This is a genomic window from Falsibacillus pallidus, assembly GCF_050990905.1.
GTDB lineage: Bacteria > Bacillota > Bacilli > Bacillales > DSM-25281 > Falsibacillus > Falsibacillus pallidus_A.
This window is the reverse complement of the sequence record NZ_CP158866.1, coordinates 1,447,132-1,467,430: the sequence shown is the minus strand read 5'-3', so window position 1 is coordinate 1,467,430 and position 20,299 is coordinate 1,447,132. Positions and strand designations below refer to the sequence as shown.

Annotated in this window: 16 protein-coding genes; 1 reads left to right on the top strand and 15 read right to left on the bottom strand. The window is 43.7% G+C overall.

Annotation, left to right across the window (positions count from 1 at the left end; genetic code table 11):
* Positions 1-27: 27 nt before the first annotated feature.
* The 7 genes from priA to ABTV07_RS07750 form a co-directional block, all read right to left on the bottom strand.
* On the bottom strand, positions 28-2,433 hold the full coding sequence (gene priA / locus ABTV07_RS07780; RefSeq protein ID WP_433749604.1) for a primosomal protein N': 2,406 nt from the start codon (positions 2,431-2,433) through the stop codon (positions 28-30).
* A gap of 2 nt (positions 2,434-2,435) precedes the next feature.
* On the bottom strand, positions 2,436-3,647 hold the full coding sequence (coaBC, locus tag ABTV07_RS07775) for a bifunctional phosphopantothenoylcysteine decarboxylase/phosphopantothenate--cysteine ligase CoaBC (RefSeq protein ID WP_433749601.1): 1,212 nt from the start codon (positions 3,645-3,647) through the stop codon (positions 2,436-2,438).
* A 378-nt stretch (positions 3,648-4,025) separates the two neighbouring features.
* On the bottom strand, positions 4,026-4,238 hold the full coding sequence (gene rpoZ / locus ABTV07_RS07770) for a DNA-directed RNA polymerase subunit omega (RefSeq protein WP_114743730.1): 213 nt from the start codon (positions 4,236-4,238) through the stop codon (positions 4,026-4,028).
* A gap of 1 nt (position 4,239) precedes the next feature.
* Positions 4,240-4,854: a guanylate kinase gene (gene gmk, locus ABTV07_RS07765; protein WP_433749598.1), complete on the bottom strand. Its 615-nt coding sequence runs from the start codon at positions 4,852-4,854 to the stop codon at positions 4,240-4,242.
* 10 nt (positions 4,855-4,864) lie between these two features.
* Positions 4,865-5,128 (bottom strand): extracellular matrix/biofilm regulator RemA, encoded by a 264-nt coding sequence (gene remA, locus ABTV07_RS07760; protein ID WP_114743732.1) that lies wholly within the window; start codon positions 5,126-5,128, stop codon positions 4,865-4,867.
* A gap of 60 nt (positions 5,129-5,188) precedes the next feature.
* Positions 5,189-6,064 (bottom strand): YicC/YloC family endoribonuclease, encoded by an 876-nt coding sequence (locus ABTV07_RS07755; protein WP_433749594.1) that lies wholly within the window; start codon positions 6,062-6,064, stop codon positions 5,189-5,191.
* Positions 6,065-6,145: 81 nt separating this feature from the next.
* Positions 6,146-8,824 (bottom strand): cation-translocating P-type ATPase, encoded by a 2,679-nt coding sequence (locus ABTV07_RS07750; protein ID WP_433749591.1) that lies wholly within the window; start codon positions 8,822-8,824, stop codon positions 6,146-6,148.
* A gap of 180 nt (positions 8,825-9,004) precedes the next feature.
* Between ABTV07_RS07750 and ABTV07_RS07745 the strand changes: the two genes are divergently transcribed.
* Entirely contained in the window at positions 9,005-10,711 is a 1,707-nt protein-coding gene (locus tag ABTV07_RS07745) for an Rqc2 family fibronectin-binding protein (RefSeq protein ID WP_433749588.1), read from the top strand.
* 61 nt (positions 10,712-10,772) lie between these two features.
* Here the strand turns inward: ABTV07_RS07745 and pyrE are convergent, their stop codons facing one another.
* The 8 genes from pyrE to ABTV07_RS07705 are packed head-to-tail and all read right to left on the bottom strand — an operon-like array spanning position 10,773 to position 20,299.
* Entirely contained in the window at positions 10,773-11,402 is a 630-nt protein-coding gene (pyrE, locus tag ABTV07_RS07740; RefSeq protein WP_433749586.1) for an orotate phosphoribosyltransferase, read from the bottom strand.
* Complete coding sequence (gene pyrF / locus ABTV07_RS07735) at positions 11,399-12,112, bottom strand: orotidine-5'-phosphate decarboxylase (protein WP_433751150.1); 714 nt, start codon at positions 12,110-12,112, stop codon at positions 11,399-11,401. Before pyrF ends, pyrE begins: the two co-directional genes overlap by 4 nt.
* On the bottom strand, positions 12,087-13,028 hold the full coding sequence (locus ABTV07_RS07730) for a dihydroorotate dehydrogenase (protein ID WP_433749583.1): 942 nt from the start codon (positions 13,026-13,028) through the stop codon (positions 12,087-12,089). The genes pyrF and ABTV07_RS07730 overlap by 26 nt, the downstream gene beginning before the upstream one ends.
* Positions 13,025-13,810, bottom strand: coding sequence for a dihydroorotate dehydrogenase electron transfer subunit (locus ABTV07_RS07725; protein ID WP_433749582.1), 786 nt, complete (start codon positions 13,808-13,810; stop codon positions 13,025-13,027). Before ABTV07_RS07725 ends, ABTV07_RS07730 begins: the two co-directional genes overlap by 4 nt.
* A complete protein-coding gene (gene carB / locus ABTV07_RS07720) occupies positions 13,807-17,019 on the bottom strand; it encodes a carbamoyl-phosphate synthase large subunit (RefSeq protein ID WP_433749580.1) in 3,213 nt (1,070 codons plus the stop codon). Before carB ends, ABTV07_RS07725 begins: the two co-directional genes overlap by 4 nt.
* Positions 17,012-18,103: a carbamoyl phosphate synthase small subunit gene (locus tag ABTV07_RS07715; RefSeq protein WP_433749577.1), complete on the bottom strand. Its 1,092-nt coding sequence runs from the start codon at positions 18,101-18,103 to the stop codon at positions 17,012-17,014. The genes carB and ABTV07_RS07715 overlap by 8 nt, the downstream gene beginning before the upstream one ends.
* On the bottom strand, positions 18,100-19,389 hold the full coding sequence (locus ABTV07_RS07710) for a dihydroorotase (protein WP_433749574.1): 1,290 nt from the start codon (positions 19,387-19,389) through the stop codon (positions 18,100-18,102). The genes ABTV07_RS07715 and ABTV07_RS07710 overlap by 4 nt, the downstream gene beginning before the upstream one ends.
* Entirely contained in the window at positions 19,382-20,299 is a 918-nt protein-coding gene (locus tag ABTV07_RS07705; protein WP_433749573.1) for an aspartate carbamoyltransferase catalytic subunit, read from the bottom strand. The genes ABTV07_RS07710 and ABTV07_RS07705 overlap by 8 nt, the downstream gene beginning before the upstream one ends.

Genomic DNA, 20,299 nt, shown 5'->3' with positions numbered 1-20,299 from the left:
GTTCCCTCATTTCTATAATTCCTTTATTTACATTAGCATATATGGATTCATGTCGGCTGATATGATCAGCCCGTCTGAGCTTTGTGATTGATAGTGTTCAATCACGCTTTTCAAGGTTTCGGTCAACCCTGGTTCCCGTTTGTATTTTATCAAACATTGATAGCGATATCTATTATTGATCCTGGCAATCGGAGATGAGGATGGACCAAGAATGACAGATTGATCGGAAAGCCTTGAGCGGATATAGCCAGTGATTTTTTCGGCTGTCTGCACCGTTTTCATCAAATCACCATGGCTGATGTTCACTATGGCAAGGAAGTAAAAAGGAGGATATCCCCCAGTTTTCCTCATCATCATTTCCTGGTTATAAAATTTATCATAATCCTGTTCTCCCGCAAGCTGGATGCTGTAATGTTCAGGAGTGTAGGTCTGTACGATGACTTCTCCCTCCAGTTCATGCCTTCCTGCCCTTCCGCTTACTTGGGTCAATAGCTGAAAGGTCTTTTCTGAAGATCTGAAATCAGGCAGATGCAGCATCGTGTCTGCACTTAGGACGCCAACAAGGGTGATATTGGGAAAATCAAGCCCCTTGGCAATCATTTGCGTCCCCAGGAGTATGTCCGCCTTTCCTTCCTCAAACTGTCGCAGGAGCTTTTCATGCGAACCTTTTCTGCTTGTAGTGTCGACATCCATCCGGATGACACGGGCTTCCGGCAGGAGTTTCGCCAGTTCTTCTTCTACTTTCTGCGTCCCTGTCCCGAAATAGCGGATGTGCTCGCTGCTGCATTCCGGGCAAATGGAAGGCACTCTTTCTTCATAGCCGCAATAATGGCATTTCATCTGTTCAGAATATCGGTGATAGGTCATCGAAATATCACAGTGTGGACATTGAACTACCAGACCGCAGTCCCTGCACATAATGAAAGAGGAATGCCCCCTTTTATTAAGGAAAAGCACAGATTGTTCTTTTTTATTGAGACGATCTTCCAATTTTTCAAATAGCTCCGTCGAGAACATTGAGCGGTTCCCGCTTCTAAGCTCTTCTCTCATATCAACAATTTTGACGTGAGGCAGCTCGCCTTGATTCATTCTTTTTGAAAGTGTCAATTTTTGATAGACATTCTTTTGAGCGCGGGCAAAGGTTTCCAAGGAGGGTGTGGCGCTTCCCAATATGATTGGGCAATTATGGTGCTGCCCCCTGTGAATAGCGACATCCCTTGCATGGTAACGGGGATTTTCTTCCTGCTTATAGCTGGTTTCATGCTCCTCATCAATGATCACGATTCCGAGGTTCTCGAATGGAGCAAAGATAGCAGACCTTGCCCCTACCACTACACTTACTTCCTTCCTGAGGATTTTCCGCCACTCATCATATTTTTCCCCTATTGAAAGTCCGCTGTGAAGGACAGCGACTTTATGTCCGAATCTCCCTTTAAAACGATTGACCATCTGGGGCGTCAATGATATTTCGGGGACCAGTACAATGGCTTCCTTTCCTTTATCTAAGACTCTTTGGATCGATTGGAGGTAAACCTCTGTTTTCCCACTGCCTGTCACCCCATAAAGCAGGAAGGTTTTATGAATATTATCTTCTATGGACGCAATGATGGGCTTAATTGCTTCTGATTGCTCGTATGTAAGGGAAAAAGGAGTCGTTTTTTTAAACTCTCTGTTTTCAAAAGGATCTCTATAAACTTCCCTTTGCCTTTCAATTAGAATTCCTTTTTCAATGAGTGTCCTGACTGTCGATGCTGATGCTCCGGACTTCTCATAAATTTCATGGATGGGTATAAATGCACTCGGATCATCCGTGAACAATTTAAGCAGTTCGTATTGTTTTACAGCGTTAGAAGGCAGAGAAACCATATATTCATTCAGTTCCTTGCCGTCGACCCTGCACGATACTTCCCTGATTGTTTTCTTTCTGGCTTTACTTTTTACTTCATAGATGATTTCCACATTTTGATGTTTTGCTTCTTGCTGTATGAGTTTCAAAAGCTTTTGATCTTCAATATCTTTCCAACTGATTTCTTGCTTTCCATCAAAAAGTTGAATTAATTCATTAGATATCTTTTCAGGGTGAATGATGGATATGATTTTTTCATATTTTGCTTTCATCGCTGCAGGGAGCATCGCCTGATAAACAGAAACTTTAAAGCTTAGAGTTTTTTCTGTCAGCCAGCGGCCGAGCTCTAGTAGTTCTTCATTCAATACAGGATATAGATCCAATGGTTCTTCAATCTGCTTAAGTTTCGAAAAGTCCGATGATGATTTAATCCCCGTGACATATCCTTGAATTTTTCTAGGGCCAAAAGGAACGATCACTCTCATCCCAGGCATGATGCTCCCTTCCCATTTTTCAGGAATAAGATAATCAAATGTACGATCGGTCTGCATGGCAGGAACATCTACGATGACATTTGCAATTTGCACAGTTATCGAACCTCTTTCATCGCTTGGGCAATTTCTTTTATCAGGCGGCGTGCAACATCCTGCTTGGACATCAATGGAAGCTCTGTCTTAGATCCATCTTTTTTATATATGGTGACAATATTTGTGTCCCCCTGAAAACCGGCGCCTTCATGAGAAACATCATTGGCAACGATCATATCCGCATTCTTTTTTTGGAGTTTCTTTTGTGCATAGTGATCGATATTTTCAGTTTCAGCTGCGAATCCAACAAGAAATTGATGCTCTTTTGTCCTGCCGAGTTCCATGAGGATATCTTTTGTCCGTTCGAACTCTACGATCAAGTCCCCTTCTTGTTTTTTCATTTTTTGATCGTAAATTTTCTTTGGACGATAATCTGCTACAGCGGCACTTTTGATGATTACATCAGCCTCATGAGCGTTGGCCATCACTGCCTGGAACATTTCCTCTGCATTTTCAGCGTGGATGGTCCGTACACCTTGCGGGACTTCAAGTTGAGAATTTGTCACCAAAAGAACATCAGCACCTTCTTTTGCAGCCTGTTCAGCAACAGCAAATCCCATCTTTCCGCTTGAGCGGTTTGTAAAATAGCGGATTGGGTCCAGTTTTTCTTTTGTGGCACCAGCAGTTACGATCATCTTAACCCCTTTAAGTATTCCTTTTTCCCCTGGCTTCATCGATAAAAAATCGTCCACTAATTCTACGATTCGTTCAGGTTCCTCAAGTCTTCCCTTCCCAACGTAACCGCATGCCAAATATCCTTCGCTCGGTTCGATGAACTTATATCCGAAACTGTCAAGGATGGAAATATTCCTTTGCACGGCAGGATGGCTGTACATATTTACATTCATGGCTGGGGCAATCCAAACAGGTGCCTTTGCCGCTAAAAGTGTAGTCGTTATCATATTGTCCGCAATACCATTCGCCATCTTTCCAATCACATTTGCTGTGGCTGGAGCAGCCAAAATGAGATCGGGCCAATCAGCTAAATCGATATGTGCGATGACTTCAGGATTTTTCTCATCAAATGTATCTGTATAAACAGGGTTGCGAGATAACGCCTGGAAAGTCAGTGGAGCAACAAATTCACAAGCTGATTCACTCATGATGACTCTTACTTCCGCTCCTGCCTGAGTCAATTTACTGGTCAAGGCAGCTGCTTTGTATACTGCGATTCCACCCGTGACACACAATAATATCTTTTTTCCTGCTAACATAATCCTTCCCCCAGACTACTCAAGAATTCTTTCCCTTTATTATGAATGATTTCGTCGATTTTTGCTAGAAAAGCGGAAGCGCCTCGATCAGCCCCGACCAGCATAAGACGGAACTCGAAGGAAATCCTGATTTCCGTAGAGGTACGGCTTATGACTCGAGGGGCTAGGCGCTGGAGCTGGACAAATAGAAAAGCGCAAGCGCCTAGATCAGCCCCGACCAGCATAAGACGGAACTCGAAGGGAATCCTGATTTCCGTAGAGGTACGGCTTATGACTTGAGGGGCTGGGCGCTGGAGCCGGACAGAATCTTATCCCTTTTTTCATTAAACCCAAGAAAAAGTATGTAAGAAAAGAAAAACAACCTCATTGAGGTTGTTTTCAATCAGTAAAATTTTCAGTTCCTTTTTTCATCGTCAAATGATCAGCGTGGATTTCTTCAAGTGCCTTGCCGACATACTTGTGGGAAACCGTTTTATCCAGTGTGATCGGGCTTTTGTCTTGAAGATTCCTTGCTCTTTTGGCAGCGATGGTCACTAAAGAGTATTTAGAGTCAATTTTTGTTAAAAGAGAATCGATTGATGGATATAGCATTCTATTCAACCTCCAGCATTTTTTTATATCTTTTTTCCACTCTTTCCCGACGGCAATGTTCAGCCTGGACGATTGAGTTGATTTTTTCGCAAGCAACTTCTACTTTATTATTTTCAACTACATAATCATATAAGTCCATCATTTCTATTTCTGCTTTCGCAGCATTCATACGGTTTCTAATAAGCTCTTCGCTTTCAGTTCCACGAGTTACAATTCGATTTTGAAGTTCGCTTAAACTTGGAGGAGCAAGGAATATGAAAAGCCCATCAGGGAATTTATCTCGTACCTGCTTAGCGCCCTGCACTTCAATCTCTAAGAATACATCTCTGCCTTTTTCCAGCGTTTCCCTCACATAATCAACGGGTGTGCCATAGTAGTTTCCTACATATTCTGCATACTCAAGCAGTTTCCCTTGTTTTATGAGTCCTTCAAATTCTTCGCGGGACTTGAAGAAATAATCCACTCCGTCAACTTCGCCTTCACGAGGTGCGCGGGTCGTCATAGAAATGGAGTATTCAAATCTTGTATTTTCCTGTGAGAATATTTCTTTTCTGACCGTACCTTTTCCAACACCGGACGGGCCTGAAAGAACAATCAGCAATCCTTTTTCAATCATTTAATTAAGCCTACCCTTCTTCATTCATATCATCTTTGTCTGCAAGCCTATGCGCGACCGTTTCAGGCTGAACAGCTGAAAGAATGACATGGTCACTATCCGTAATGATAACTGCTCTTGTTCGTCTGCCATATGTGGCATCAATCAGCGTACCCCTGTCCCTTGCATCCTGGATCAGCCGCTTGATTGGAGCCGATTCCGGACTGACAATCGAAACAATTCGATTTGCTGAAACAATGTTCCCGAATCCGATATTAATTAATTTTATGGACATGTTGCTCCCCCGATCATCAATAATCTAGTTTGGCCTTTTCAAAATCAATTTAATCAGTTGCTATTCAATATTCTGAACTTGTTCGCGCATTTTTTCCAATAAAGTCTTCATTTCTACTACAAGCATAGAAATCCCTGCATGATTTGCTTTAGATCCAATCGTATTTACTTCCCGGTTCAATTCCTGGATGATAAAATCCAACTTTCTTCCGATAGCGCCGTCTGCATCCAGCGCGGCAGCAAATTGGGCAAGATGACTTGAAATCCTGGTTAACTCTTCAGATATATCCGATTTATCAGCAAAAATGGCTGCTTCTTGAACAATTCTCCATTCATCCATTTCACAATCTGTCAATTCCACCATTTTTTTATGAAGTCTGGACTTATACTGTTCCACGACAGACGGGGCTATTTTTTTAACTGATTCCCATTCTGTCTGAAAGGATTCCAGAAGGTGTTTCAAGTCTTTTTTCAGCATGTCACCTTCAGATTTCCTCATTTCCAGTAAATGATTCAATGCATCCTTTACGGCAGAAATGATAAGATTTTCAACCTCAGTATTTTCTTGTTCTGATTCCTCGATTGATATAAAACCTGGCTGGTTCAGCAAGTCTTTGAGATCGATTGGGTTATGTAGATGAAATGAATCTTTCATTTTATTCACTAGTTGATAATAATCCTCTAACAGGCTCCAGTCAACACTCATCTTCCTTTGTATTAACCCTTCGCCTTCTATTGTAATAAAGATTTCGAGTCTCCCCCTGCTTATAAAAGGAGAGAGTTCTTTTTTTATTTTGTCTTCCAATTTCATCAAAGCCCTTGGCATGCGGATGACCATTTCACAAAAGCGATGATTTACAGATTTCATTTCGACTGCAGCCTTGAATTGAGGCGATTCCGCCTGCCCTCTTCCAAAACCTGTCATGCTCATAGCCATAATGATCACTACTTTCTTTCAAAAATAAAAAAAGAAAAGGCAATAGAGCAGCCTCTATTCCCTTTTGTATTATATCATATTTCATGCTCTTTTTTGTAAATAATATGACCCTGCCAGCAAAAACGTTGGGATCGAGGCCATACCTATCACCAGCATCCAATCGCGCGGCTGAATGTAAACAGTATGGAATATCGATTGAAGGCCCGGTACATAGATAACTGCCAGCATCAAGACAACCGATGAAATAACCGCCCATACTAAGTACATATTGCCAAATGGATTCCGGGCGAAGATGGATTTCTCGCTTCGGCAGTCAAAGACATGGATCAATTGTGCAAGAACAAGAGTGGCAAATGCAATGGTCTGTGCATATACCAATTGATTCGGATCACGATGATAAATTGTCATAAAGGAAATCAATGTCGCAGCACCAATTAAAAATCCCCTGGATACGACCTTCCAACCCAATCCTCTCGCGAAGACTCCTTCTTTATGATGCCTCGGCTTCCTTCTCATAACATCATCTTCCGGCTTATCGAGGCCAAGCGCCATTGCCGGCAGTCCATCCGTCACAAGATTCACCCAAAGAATTTGAATTGGAACAAGCGGAAGAGGCAGTGCCAATATCATGGCAAATAGCATGACCAGGATTTCGCCCACGTTTGAGGCAAGAAGGTATCTGATAAATTTACGAATGTTTTCATAGATGTTTCTTCCTTCTTTTATTGCTGCCTTTATGGTAGCAAAATTATCATCCAATAATATAAGGGCAGATGCCTCTTTTGCTACATCCGTACCGGTTATTCCCATTGAGACCCCGATATCCGCGGTCTTGATCGCCGGGGCATCATTCACTCCATCCCCTGTCATGGCGACCACGTGGCCTTTATTTTGAAAAGCCTTGACGATCTTTAATTTATGCTCTGGCGACACACGGGCAAATACCGCTACATCCTCTACAATATTCTCTAATTCCTCTACACTCATATCATTAAGGCAGCTGCCTTCCATTACCTTGGCATTGCCTTTCAAGATTCCAAGCTGCTTTGCGATGGCTTCCGCTGTCACAGCATGATCCCCTGTTATCATAACAGTCTTGATTCCCGCTTCCCTGCATTCCTTTACTGCTTTTTTCACTTCCGGACGAGGAGGATCAATCATGCCTTGCAGACCTAGGAATGTCAATTCTTTTTCAGCTTCGGATTCATGCATGATGACTGTGTTTTCACCTATCGGCTTAAAAGCAATGGCGATAGTACGCAATGCCTGTTTGGCAAGACCTTCGATGGCATCGTTCACAATTTTGATATGTTCATTTCCTAAATATTGAAGTTTGCCGGACCAAAGCACCGATTGGCTAAGTTTTACAAGCACATCCGGTGCACCTTTGGTAATGACATACCGCTTGCCCTGTTGATCTTTGACGACCATGCTCATCATTTTTCTGGAAGAGTCAAAAGGAAATTCTTTTTCGATCGTAAATTGATTCAAGAGAGTTCCACGATGGATGCCAGCCTTCATCGCTGCAACCAATAAAGCTCCTTCGGTTGGATCGCCATCCAGTATGAATGAATCTTCATGTTCCTTTAATGCTGAATGATTGCATAAACAGCCGAATGTGAGGATTTGCTGAAGTTCTTTGGAATGGCCTGGAGAAACCTTTTTTTCATTTTGATAAAATTCCCCTTGTGGGTTATAACCTGTCCCGTCTACTTGCCAAGTCATCCCGCTGCTCCATATATGGGTGACGGTCATTTTGTTTTGAGTCATTGTGCCGGTCTTATCAGAACAGATGACAGATGCACATCCTAGTGTTTCAACTGCAGGAAGTTTCCTGACAATGGCATTCATCCTGATCATCCTTTGAACGCCAAGAGAAAGTGCTACTGTAACAATGGCGGGAAGGCCTTCCGGAATGGCAGCAACTGCCAATGAAACCCCTGCAAGGAACATTGTATACAGATCATGTCCTTGAATCACACCGATCCCTACGACCAAACATGTTAAAAACAAGGCAGCTGTGATCAATATCTTGCCAAGCTGCTCCAATCTCCTTTGAAGAGGCGTATCCATGGTTTCTGCATTTTGAAGCATATGTGCAATCTGGCCCATCGCCGTTTTCATTCCAATGGAAACCACTGCCCCGATACCATTCCCCCTGGTGACCATCGTTCCCATAAAAGCCATATTTTCCATATCACCAAGTCCGATATTTTCTCCTGTAACCACATCAGTTGTCTTAGAAACCGGCAAGGATTCACCCGTCAATGCAGATTCTTCAATTTCTAAATTATTTGATTCTATCAATCTAACATCCGCACCGATTCTATCTCCGCTTACAAACTTCATGATATCCCCGACCATTACTTCCTTGGACGGAATCTTGAGCCATTGTCCATCCCTTAAAACATTCACTTGCGGGGCAGACAGCTCACGTAATGCATTAAGGGATTTTTCTGCTTTTCTTTCTTGAAAAAAGCCAAGAAACCCATTGATGAATACAATAGCAATAATGGCAATTGCATCGATATATTCACCGAGCAGGCCTGATATCAAAGTGGCAGCCAATAAGACAAGCACCATAAAATCCTTGAATTGACTGAAAAAAAGCTGGATGGCCGACTGCTTCTCCCCTTCTTCAAGCTCATTCCAGCCAAAATGGCTGCGCCGTTTCTTAATATCTTCTTCCTTCAATCCTTGTTTAAAATCAGTATTCAGAGCCCCTTCCAAGTCCATTTTCTGCATCTCATGGTACTTCATTAACCCTATTCACTCTCCTCTTTCAAACCAGAAGTTGTCCTTCCCATATAGCAAGCATATTCAGGCTTGGCCGGAAAGATGATATAATAATTTAAATGAACGATAATAGAGACTCTGAAGCTGGAAGGCTTCCTATTGATCTTGGAGTTTAAATTCATATAGAAGCAGAGGATGTTTTTTATGTCATTTGACGGATTATTTACTAGAGCCATGGTCCATGAGCTCATCTCTACAATCAAAGGCGGGAGGATCAACAAAATCCACCAGCCATATAAAAATGAAATCATCATGATCATCCGCGCAAACGGAAAGAATCATAAAGTACTTTTATCCGCTCATCCCTCCTATGCACGCGTTCAGCTGAGCAGCCATTCCTACGATAATCCAAGCGAACCGCCCATGTTCTGCATGCTTCTCAGAAAGCATCTTGAAGGATATATCTTAGAAGATGTAAAACAGATTGAACTCGACAGGATCATCGTTTTTGATATCAAAGGCAGAAATGAAATCGGGGATATCTCCAATAAGCAGCTCATCATCGAAATCATGGGCCGCCATAGCAATATCATTGTAGTCGATAAAGAAAGAAATATGATTCTGGACAGCATCAAACACGTATCCTATGCGGTAAACAGCCACAGAGCTATATTGCCTGGACAGGAATACATACTGCCCCCTGAACAGCATAAGTCAAATCCGCTGGAAGCTTCACAGGAAGATGTCTTAAAGAAAATTGATTTCAATAGCGGTAAACTTGATAAACAGATTGTCGAAAGTTTCTCAGGAGTATCTCCCCTGCTTGCAAAAGAAATAATCCATCGTGCAGGGCTGGCAAATCGACAGACGGTGCCGGCCGCATTTACAAGTTTAATGGATCGAATCCGTTCCCACTCCTACCGGCCAACTCTTACGATATATGATCAAAAAGAGGCTTTTTATATGCTGCCGATCGAACGGCTGGGTGGTGACTCTAAGGAATTTGATTCTTTAAGCGAACTGCTGGACCGCTTTTATTTCGGAAAAGCAGAAAGGGACAGAGTGAAGCAGCAAGGGCATGACCTTGAACGTTTGATGAAAAATGAACGGGATAAAAATGTCCTGAAAATAGAAAAACTGAAACAGACATTAAAAGAGGCGGAAAATGCGGATCATTATCAGTTATTTGGAGAACTTCTCACCGCAAATATGTTTGCCCTGCAAAAAGGAATGGCAGAAATCGAAGTAGTAAACTATTACGACGAAAATGGCGCAATGGCGACTATTCCACTCGATCCGCTGAAAACTCCTTCAGAAAATGCACAGCTGTACTTTTCTAAATATCAGAAGGCAAAGAAAGCTGTCATCGCCGTTCAGGAGCAAATTGAAAAAGCTCATCTGGAGATAGAATACTTTGAAGGGCTGATTCAACAAATAGAGTCCGCTTCCACTAAAGATATTGAAGAGATCAGGGAAGAGTTGTCTGAAGAAGGATATTTGAGGATCAAACAAAAAAAAGGCGTTAAGAAAAAAAACCTAAAGCCAACTTTAGAAAAATACTGCTCCACGGATGGAACGGAAATCCTGGTTGGCAAAAATAATAAGCAGAATGATTATCTTACAAATAAAGTTGCTGCGCGGGATGAACTATGGCTTCATACGAAGGATATCCCGGGATCTCATGTGGTGATAAGAAGCAAAGAGCCGTCTGAAGAAGCAATTCTTGAAGCAGCTGTACTTGCAGCTTATTTCAGCAAAGCGAAAGAATCCAGTTCCGTCCCGGTTGACTATACCCTAGTGCGCCATGTCAAAAAGCCAAGCGGTGCGAAACCAGGCTTCGTCATTTATGATCATCAGCAGACAGTATATGTCACCCCTGATGCAGATAAGGTACTTTCTTTAAAAGTGTAAGTTAAAATCAAGAAAACAGCGGTCAAATACACGGGACCGCTGTTTTCTATTATTTATGAAATTATATTGCCGCACTCCATGCAGCAGGATCTTTTTTCCATTCGATCAATGTGTCCAAGTCCTGTTCATCAATCTTTTCCATTTTTAAAGCTTCTTGCAGCAAGGTGGAATAATCAGTCAAGGAATGATGTTCAATTTCTTCGTTTTTTAATTCTTCGCTTCCCTTTGAGAGCTCATATGTAAAGATTGAGACTACTCCCACTACTTCACAGCCGGCTTCCCTAAGTGCACGGACTGCCGTAATGACACTGCCGCCTGTTGAAATGAGGTCTTCAATAACAACTGCCTTCTGGCCCTTTTCAGCTTTTCCTTCGATTTGATTCCCTTTGCCATGCCCCTTTGCCTTTGAACGAACATAACACATCGGAAGCTCAAGAATCTGGCTAACCCAAGCTGCGTGGGGGATGCCTGCTGTTGCTGTACCGGCAATCAATTCCGCTTCCGGATATTTTTCTGTTATGATCTGCGCCATTCCCTTTGCAATCTCATTTCGCAAAGGGGGATAAGACATTGTGAGGCGGTTGTCGCAGTATATCGGGGAACGCAAGCCTGATGACCACGTAAAAGGATTATCTGGGTTTAATGCTACAGCATTTACTTTCAACAGCTGTCCTGCAATGTATTCTTTCATGAATATACAGCCTCCCATTCATTTGCAATCAAACGATAAGTTTCCAGCGGATGTTCAGACGCTGTGACAGCTCTCCCTACAACAATCGCAGAAGACCCATGAGTCCTTGCGCCATGCGGAGTCATGACTCTCTTTTGATCCTGGGCATCCATCCCTTTCAAGCGGATTCCAGGGGTTACGCACATAAATGATGCCTTTGTCGCTTTTTTGATCTTTTCTGCCTCAAATGCAGAACAGACTACGCCGTCAAGTCCTGCATCGTGGGCTAATTGGGCATAATGAATCACTGATTCATCCAATGTGGCAGAAATCAACTGCTCAGACTGCATTTGATTCTCAGAAGTACTTGTCAACTGGGTGACAGCAATCAATTTTGGAATATCCATTCCAGATGGCGTTCCAGCAGCCAGGCCTTCCATGGCTGCTTCCATCATTTCACTGCCTCCTGCTGCATGTACATTGAGCATGTCAACACCAAGCGATGCCAGCCCTTTCATAGCTCTTTTGACAGTGTTGGGAATATCATGAAGCTTCAGATCCAAAAACAGCTGATGATCACGTTTTTTTATAATTTCTATGATTTCCGCACCAGATTGATAAAAAAGTTCCATTCCGACTTTTACATATAAAGATTCCCCTTCAAAAATGTCGAGGAACTGAACTGCCTCTTTTTTTGTTGAAAAATCAAACGCGATGATAGGTTTTTTGATCAACCTTCCCCCAGCTCCTTCCTGTCAATTCAGAAATATGATCCACTCCGATATCCTGGAGCATTGCAGGCAGCTGCTCAATGATTCCAGGGCATACAAAAGGATCCACAAAATTGGCGGTTCCTACAGCCACTGCACTTGCTCCTGCATAGAAGAATTCAATCACATCTTCTGCATTTTGTATTCCACCCATGCCGATAATCGGCACATTTACATGCTGGCTTACTTCATAAATCATCCGAATCGCTACCGGTTTGATTGCAGGTCCGGATAATCCACCTGTTTTATTGGCTAATATCGGTTTTGCTGTCTTAAGATCCATTCTCATACCGATGAGGGTGTTGATCATCGTGAGTCCGTCTGCTCCCCCATTTTCCACCGCCTTTGCCATCTCGACAATATTTCCTACGTTTGGGGAGAGTTTGACGTATACAGGGACAGATGAAACTTCCTTTACTTTCTTTGTCAACTCTTTTGCAATGGAGGGATCCGTTCCGAATGCTATGCCCCCTGTCTTTACATTAGGACAGGAAATATTCAATTCCAGCGCTTTTACATTCGGTGAGGTTGAAACTTCACGTGCAACATTGACGTAATCTTCCATCATTGACCCTGCCACATTAGCAATGATCGGCACGTCAAATTGATCCAGCCAAGGAAGTTCTTCGTTCATGACTTTATGAAGACCGGGATTTTGAAGGCCGATCGCATTAAGCATTCCGGCATCCGTTTCTGCCACCCTCGGAGTGGGATTCCCAAATCTTGGCTCAGTTGTGACAGCTTTGATCATGATGGCTCCAAGCTGGTTCAAATCATATAGCTGGCTGAATTCACGGCCAAATCCAAAGCATCCGGACGCTGGCATGACGGGATTTTTCAACTGCAGGCCAGGCAATTCAATAGACAAACCATTCATAGCACAACCTCCCCTACTGGAAATACAGGTCCATCACTGCAAACTTTTCTATATTCCGTCCCTGAATCATCGCCTTGTACAGGGCAGACGCAGGCAAAACATGCCCCTATCCCACAGCCCATCCGCTGTTCAAGGGAAAGGTATGCTTCGATATCGCTGAACCTTTCTTCCAGCGCTTTAAGCATAGGAATCGGTCCGCATGCATAAAGGACATCGAAGTCGAAGTCATCATCCATATCATCTATGATCGATGTGACAAACCCTTTTGTCCCTAATGATCCATCTACGGTAGCTGCATATGCAGGGCCAAGATTTGCAAACTCCTCCATATAAAACGAAGCTGTATCCGTTTGGAAGCCCAATACATGGACAACTTCCATCTTGTTTTCTACTAATCTTTTTGAAAGTTCATAAAGTGGAGGAACACCGATTCCGCCTCCTACAAGGAGAGCCTTTTTTCCTTGATGATGGGGCAGGATGGGAAACCCATTCCCGAGAGGGCCCAGCACATCCACTGAGTCCCCTTTATTTTTTTGTGCAAGCCGCTTTGTACCTTTTCCTTCTGTCCTGTAAATCATAGTAAACGCATTGTTCTTCTTATCGATGCTGGATATACTGATCGGCCTTCTCAGCAATGGATCGATTCCTTCTTCTGCCTTCACATGCACAAATTGTCCGGGATTATCCATTTCGGAAACCAGATCTCCCTGCAAGATCATTTCATAAATGTTTTCAGCAATCATCTTTTGTGAAATGACCGTCATTTTTTCTTTTAGGATCATACGTACATCACCTTTTCACCAGCATTTGACTGCGGCATGGCTTCAGCTGAAAATGTCATGGATTCTATCACTCTTAAAATCGCTTCTGCTGTATCAAGGGAAGTCATACACGGAACCCCGTTCTCAACAGACTCCCTTCTGATTCTGAATCCATCGCGCTGCGGCTGCTTCCCTTTTGTCAAGGTATTGATGACAAGCTGAGCTTCCCCATTTCGGATGACATCAAGAAGGTTATGGTTCTCGGCATCAATTTTATCCACCACCGTCACAGGCAATGATGCTTTTTGCAGATACTCTGCCGTGCCGCTTGTGGCAAACAGCTGATAACCGATATTGACGAATCTTTTTGCCAATTCAAGTGCTTCTTCCTTATCTTTGTCAGCGATGGTCATCAGTACTGCCCCATGATCCTTCATTTTCAAACCGGCAGCTACGAGGCCTTTATACAGAGCTTTTTCCAAGGTAAGGTCTTTCCCCATCACTTCTCCTGTTGATTTCATCTCTGGTCCGAGTGTGATATCGACCCTTCTCAATTTCGCAAAAGAGAATACCGGTACTTTAACGTAGACACCTTTGCTTTCAGGAACCAGACCTGTTTCAAATCCTAGAGAATTCAAGGATTCTCCTAAAATCGCTTTTGTTGCAAGATTGGCCATCTTCACATTGGTGATCTTGCTTAAGAATGGAACCGTCCTGCTCGAACGTGGATTGACTTCCAGCACATATAATTCGCCTTTTGAAATAACGTATTGGATATTCAGGAGGCCGATGATTTTCAATCCTTTTGCCAGTCTCACTGTATAGTCCGCAATCTTCGCTTTCATTCCTTCATCTAGCTGCTGTGGTGGATAGACGGCTATCGAATCGCCTGAGTGTACACCGGCCCGTTCGATATGTTCCATGATTCCCGGAATCACAACCGTTTCCCCATCTGAGATGGCATCTACTTCGATTTCTTTTCCGATCAAGTATCGGTCAATCAATACGGGATGTTCAGGATTCACCTTGACTGCGTTTTTCATATAATGGAGGAGTTCTTTTTCCTCATAGACGATTTCCATCGCTCTTCCTCCAAGTACATAGGACGGTCTGACAAGGACTGGGTAGCCGATCTCACTGGCGATGGCTACTGCCTCTTCAACAGAGAAAGCTGTTTTTCCAAGGGGCTGAGGTATCCCAAGCTGTGAAAGGGTCTGTTCGAATTTGTCCCTGTTTTCTGCCCTGTCGATGTCCTCCAGCGAAGTGCCCAGTATCTTGACGCCTCTTTTGCTTAAACCATCAGCAAGGTTGATTGCTGTTTGCCCCCCGAATTGGACGACAACGCCTTCTGGCTGCTCTTGATCGATGACATGCATGACATCCTCAATAGTCAATGGCTCGAAATAAAGTTTGTCAGAGATGCTGAAATCTGTTGATACAGTTTCCGGGTTATTGTTGATGATGATCGCTTCATAGCCCGCTTCCCTGATGGCCCAGACAGAATGGACGGTTGCATAGTCAAACTCTACCCCCTGGCCGATGCGTATCGGACCAGACCCAAGAACGACGATTTTTTTCCTGTCTGTGACAAGCGATTCATTCTCTTCTTCATACGTTCCATAATAGTACGGCGTCTCTGATTCAAATTCTGCTGCACATGTATCGACCATTTTGTAGACAGGGAGGATGTTTTCTTTTTTCCTCCATTCATAAACTTCAAGTTCGGAGCAGTCCCAAAGCTTTGCCATGATATAATCAGAGAATCCCATTTTCTTAGCTTCGAGCGCCACCTCTTTGTTGTGGCGGTGTTCCCTTACCTTTTTTTCAAATTGGATGATCTTGTTGAATTTATGAAGGAAGAAAAGATCGATTTTACTCCAGTCGTGAATTTGATGGATTGTTATGCCTCTTCTCAGTGCCTCACCGATATAAAATAAACGTTCATCCCCAGCTTTTCTGATTCTTTTTTCGATAAGCTCATCTGTTGCATCCATTGGATCCGGAAGTTCGAGATGATTAATTCCGCTTTCCAGTGACCTGATCGCTTTCAGGATGGATTCTTCAAAGTTCCTCCCGATTGCCATTACTTCCCCCGTTGCTTTCATTTGAGTTCCCAGGTTTCGTTTAGCTGACTCAAATTTATCGAATGGCCATCTAGGGATTTTAGAAACGACATAATCCAATGCCGGTTCGAAAGAAGCGTATGTTTTCCCTGTTACAGGGTTGATCATTTCATCCAGTGAAAGCCCTACAGCAATTTTGGCTGCCAGCTTCGCGATCGGATAGCCCGTTGCTTTTGAAGCTAGTGCAGATGAACGGCTCACTCGAGGATTAACCTCGATGATGTAGTAATCAAAGCTGTCCGGATCAAGGGCAAGCTGGACGTTGCATCCACCTTCGATGCCAAGAGCGCGGATAATCTTCAGTGAAGTATTGCGAAGCATTTGATATTCCCTGTCGCTTAATGTCTGGCTTGGCGCCACAACGATGGAATCACCTGTATGGATTCCGACTGGATCGATATTTTCCATATTGCAGACAACGATGGCGTGGTCATTTGAGTCTCTCATAACCTCGTATTCTATCTCTTTAAATCCAGCAATGCTCTTTTCGAGAAGACATTGAGAGACTGGGCTGTTTTTCAGGCCGCTGGATACAATTTCAATCAAATCTTCTTCTGTTTCACAAATCCCTCCGCCTGTACCGCCAAGTGTAAACGCGGGACGCACGATGACAGGATATCCGATCTGTTCCACAAATGCATATGCTTCTGCCAGTGAACGGATGATTTCACTTTCAGGGACAGGTTCATTCAGTTCCTTCATCAGGCTCCGGAATAAATCCCGGTCTTCCGCCTGCTGGATCGCGTCCAGCTTCGTTCCAAGAATCTCCACTCCACATTCTTCAAGTACTCCGGAGTCGGCTAATTCAACTGCCATGTTCAATCCTGTCTGTCCGCCTAATGTCGGAAGGAGGGCATCCGGTCTTTCCTTGCGGATGATCTTGCTAACAAATTCGAGCGTGAGGGGCTCGATATAGACTGCATCCGCTACTTCTGTATCCGTCATGATCGTGGCAGGGTTTGAGTTTACAAGCACTACCCGATATCCCTCTTCTTTTAATGCCAGGCAGGCCTGTGTACCTGCATAGTCAAATTCTGCTGCTTGCCCAATGATTATCGGACCGGATCCTATTACTAAAATGCTTTTAATATCTTGGCGTTTAGGCATGTTGAATCTCCTCTCTCTTGTTGATCTCAATCATATCCATGAATTGGTCGAATAAATAATTGGCATCATCTGGCCCTGGAGATGCTTCAGGGTGATATTGAACGGTGAATGCCGGATATTTTTCATGTTTCAATCCCTCTACAGATCCATCATTGATGGCCAGGTGAGTTATTTTCAATGGAGTCTTTAAAAGGGAATCCTCTTTCACAGCGTATCCATGATTTTGAGATGTAATGGCCACTTTCCCTGTTTCTAAATCTTTTACTGGATGATTGGAGCCCCTGTGGCCGAACTTCATTTTATAAGTATCTCCTCCGCAAGCGAGTGCAAAGAGCTGATGCCCGAGGCAGATGCCGAACAACGGGATCTGCCCGAGAATTTCCTTGATCATGTCGATTCCTTCCTGCACATCTTTTGGATCCCCTGGTCCATTTGAGAGCATGATGCCATCCGGGCTGAGAGACAGGATATCTTTTGCAGGGGTATTGTATGGGACAACCACTACATCACAATCCCTTTTATTCAACTCCCTTAAAATTCCCTGCTTCATTCCAAAGTCGACCAACACAATCCTTTTTCCCCTGCCTGGACTCCTGTATGAACTCTTAACAGAGACCTGTTTCACTTGATCTGTTGGAAGTCCGGTCATTTTCAGTTTCTGGACGACTTCTTCCACCGAAACGTCCATACTGCTAATGACGCCCTTCAATGTCCCGTATTTCCTGATAATTCTTGTTAATTTTCTTGTATCTATACCGGTTATTCCAGGAATGTCCTTTAATTTGAGATACTCATCGATGCTCATTTCGCTTCGCCAATTCGATGGAAAATCTGCAGCCTCTCTTACAATGAACCCTTTGACAGAAGGTTGAACGGATTCAAAATCGTCCCGGTTTACTCCATAATTTCCGATTAGCGGATATGTCAAGGTAACAATCTGCCCGCAGTAGGATGGATCAGTCAATATTTCCTGATAGCCTGTCATTCCTGTATTAAATACAACCTCACCAGTGGAGTCTTTTTCACTTCCGATTGCTTCTCCTACCATCACTGTTCCATCTTCTAAGATTAGTTGTCTTTTCATGCGTTGACTCTCCCTTCAGTCCATACTGGATTTCCATTGAAAAACGTTGCTGTCGGCCAGCCTTTGCAGACCCAATCTGCAAAGGGTGTATTTTTACCTTTTGACAGGAATTCTTGGGGATTAATCCTTGCCTCTTTCTTCAGATCCAGCACAACAATATCAGCAGGCATGCCAATCTCCATTTTTCCAAATGGAAGGTTGAATGCCTCTGCCGGCTTTTTTGTCATCCAATCAATCAACTGGATCAAACTGCATTCGCCTTTCTCAACGAGGTTGGTATAAAGAAGTGGAAAAGCAGTTTCAAGTCCGACAATCCCAAAAGGCGCCAGTCTCATGCCTTCTGCTTTTTCCTCCGCTGTATGCGGAGCGTGGTCGGTTGCAATGAAATCAATCGTACCATCCATCAATCCTTCAATCAGAGCTGCTTGATCCTCTTTGCTCCTTAGCGGCGGGTTCATCTTGAACATTGCATCATCACCTGGGATATCTTCTTCATTCAAGAGCAGATGATGCGGTGTCACTTCAGCTGTGACCATGATCCCGGCTTTTTTTGCATCCCTTACGACCCGTACAGATTCTTTAGTCGAGATATGGCAGACATGGTAGTGGCACCCCGCAGCTTCAGCTAGCAGAACATCCCTTGCAATATGGACCGATTCACAGATAGAAGGAATGCCTGGGATTCCACTCTGTCTGGAAAATTCCCCATCGTGTACGGCACCGCCATAAATCAATGAGTTATCTTCACAGTGCGCCACGACAGCTTTGCCAATTTCCGCTGCTTTCTTCATCGCTTCGAACATTTGCCCGGCAGTCTGGACGCCTACTCCATCATCTGTAAATGCAAACGCCCCTTCTCGCTTGAGAGCTTCAAAATCCGTCAGGTCCCGTCCAAGCTGCCTTTCCGTAATCGCTGCATACGGGAGTACTCTTACATGGGCTTTCTCCTGGATCCGCTCCATCAGCTGCTTCATTGATTCGGGACTGTCAGGCACCGGCCTTGTATTCGGCATTGCCGCAATGGTTGTGAACCCTCCCTTTGCTGCTGCGAGAGTGCCGGTTTCTATCGTTTCTTTCTTTTCTCCACCAGGTTCCCGCAAATGGACATGCAGGTCGACAAATCCTGGAGAGAGGATCTGGCCATTTGCATCCCATTCTTTTTCTCCATGATTCAATAGTTCAGACCCGATTTCTGCAATCAAGCCGTCTTTGATCCTAATATCTTTTCTTTCAAGAGTTCCTTCGCTTGTTAATAACTCACCGTTTCTAATGATCATGTCAGACATATTCCCCACTCCTTCGTTTGGTTTTTTCCAAAGCCCTCTTTAATACAGCCATCCGGATAAAGACTCCATTTTCCATCTGTTTAAAGATTCTCGACCGCTCGCATTCTACAAGTGATGTATCGATTTCCACACCTCGATTAACCGGTGCTGGATGAAGGATGATACTTCCCTTCTTCATTTTTTTCTCACGGTCGATTGTTAGCCCGAATTCTTTGTGATATGTGGAGGCGTCTGTACTTTCAGGAGAACCATGACGTTCATGCTGGATGCGCAGAAGCATCATCACATCCGTTTCTTTCACAGCTTCATCGATTTCCACCAATCTACCGGCTTTTAAATAGTCTTCTTCAAACCATTCCTTCGGTCCGGAGAATGTGACTTCTGCCCCCATTTTTTTTAGGGCCGCAGCATTCGATCTTGCTACACGGCTGTGGCGGATATCCCCTGCAATGGTCACTTTGATTCCTTCAAACCTTCCAAATTCCTGCCAAATCGTATATAGATCCAACAGGCACTGTGTAGGATGCTGACCGCATCCATCCCCGCCATTTATGATGGGGATATGTACATTTTCTATAAGTTCTTCATAAAAATGATCTTTTCCATGACGGATGACAAGGCAGTCCACACCGATTGCTTCCAGTGTTTTCGCTGTATCGTAAAGCGTTTCCCCTTTTTTGATGCTTGATTGATCCGCATCAAAAGGTATCACATCCAGGCCAAGCTTCCTCTCCGCCATTTCAAAGCTGCACTTCGTCCTTGTACTTGCTTCAAAAAAGAGGTTGGCAGCAAATGTCTTTCTTTCAGGTTCCCAATTCTCTCCTCTTGAGAATTGTTGGGCCTGGTGAAGAATTTCCATTATATCCACTGTGCTAAGATCTTCCATAGAACATAAGTGACGGTTCTTCAT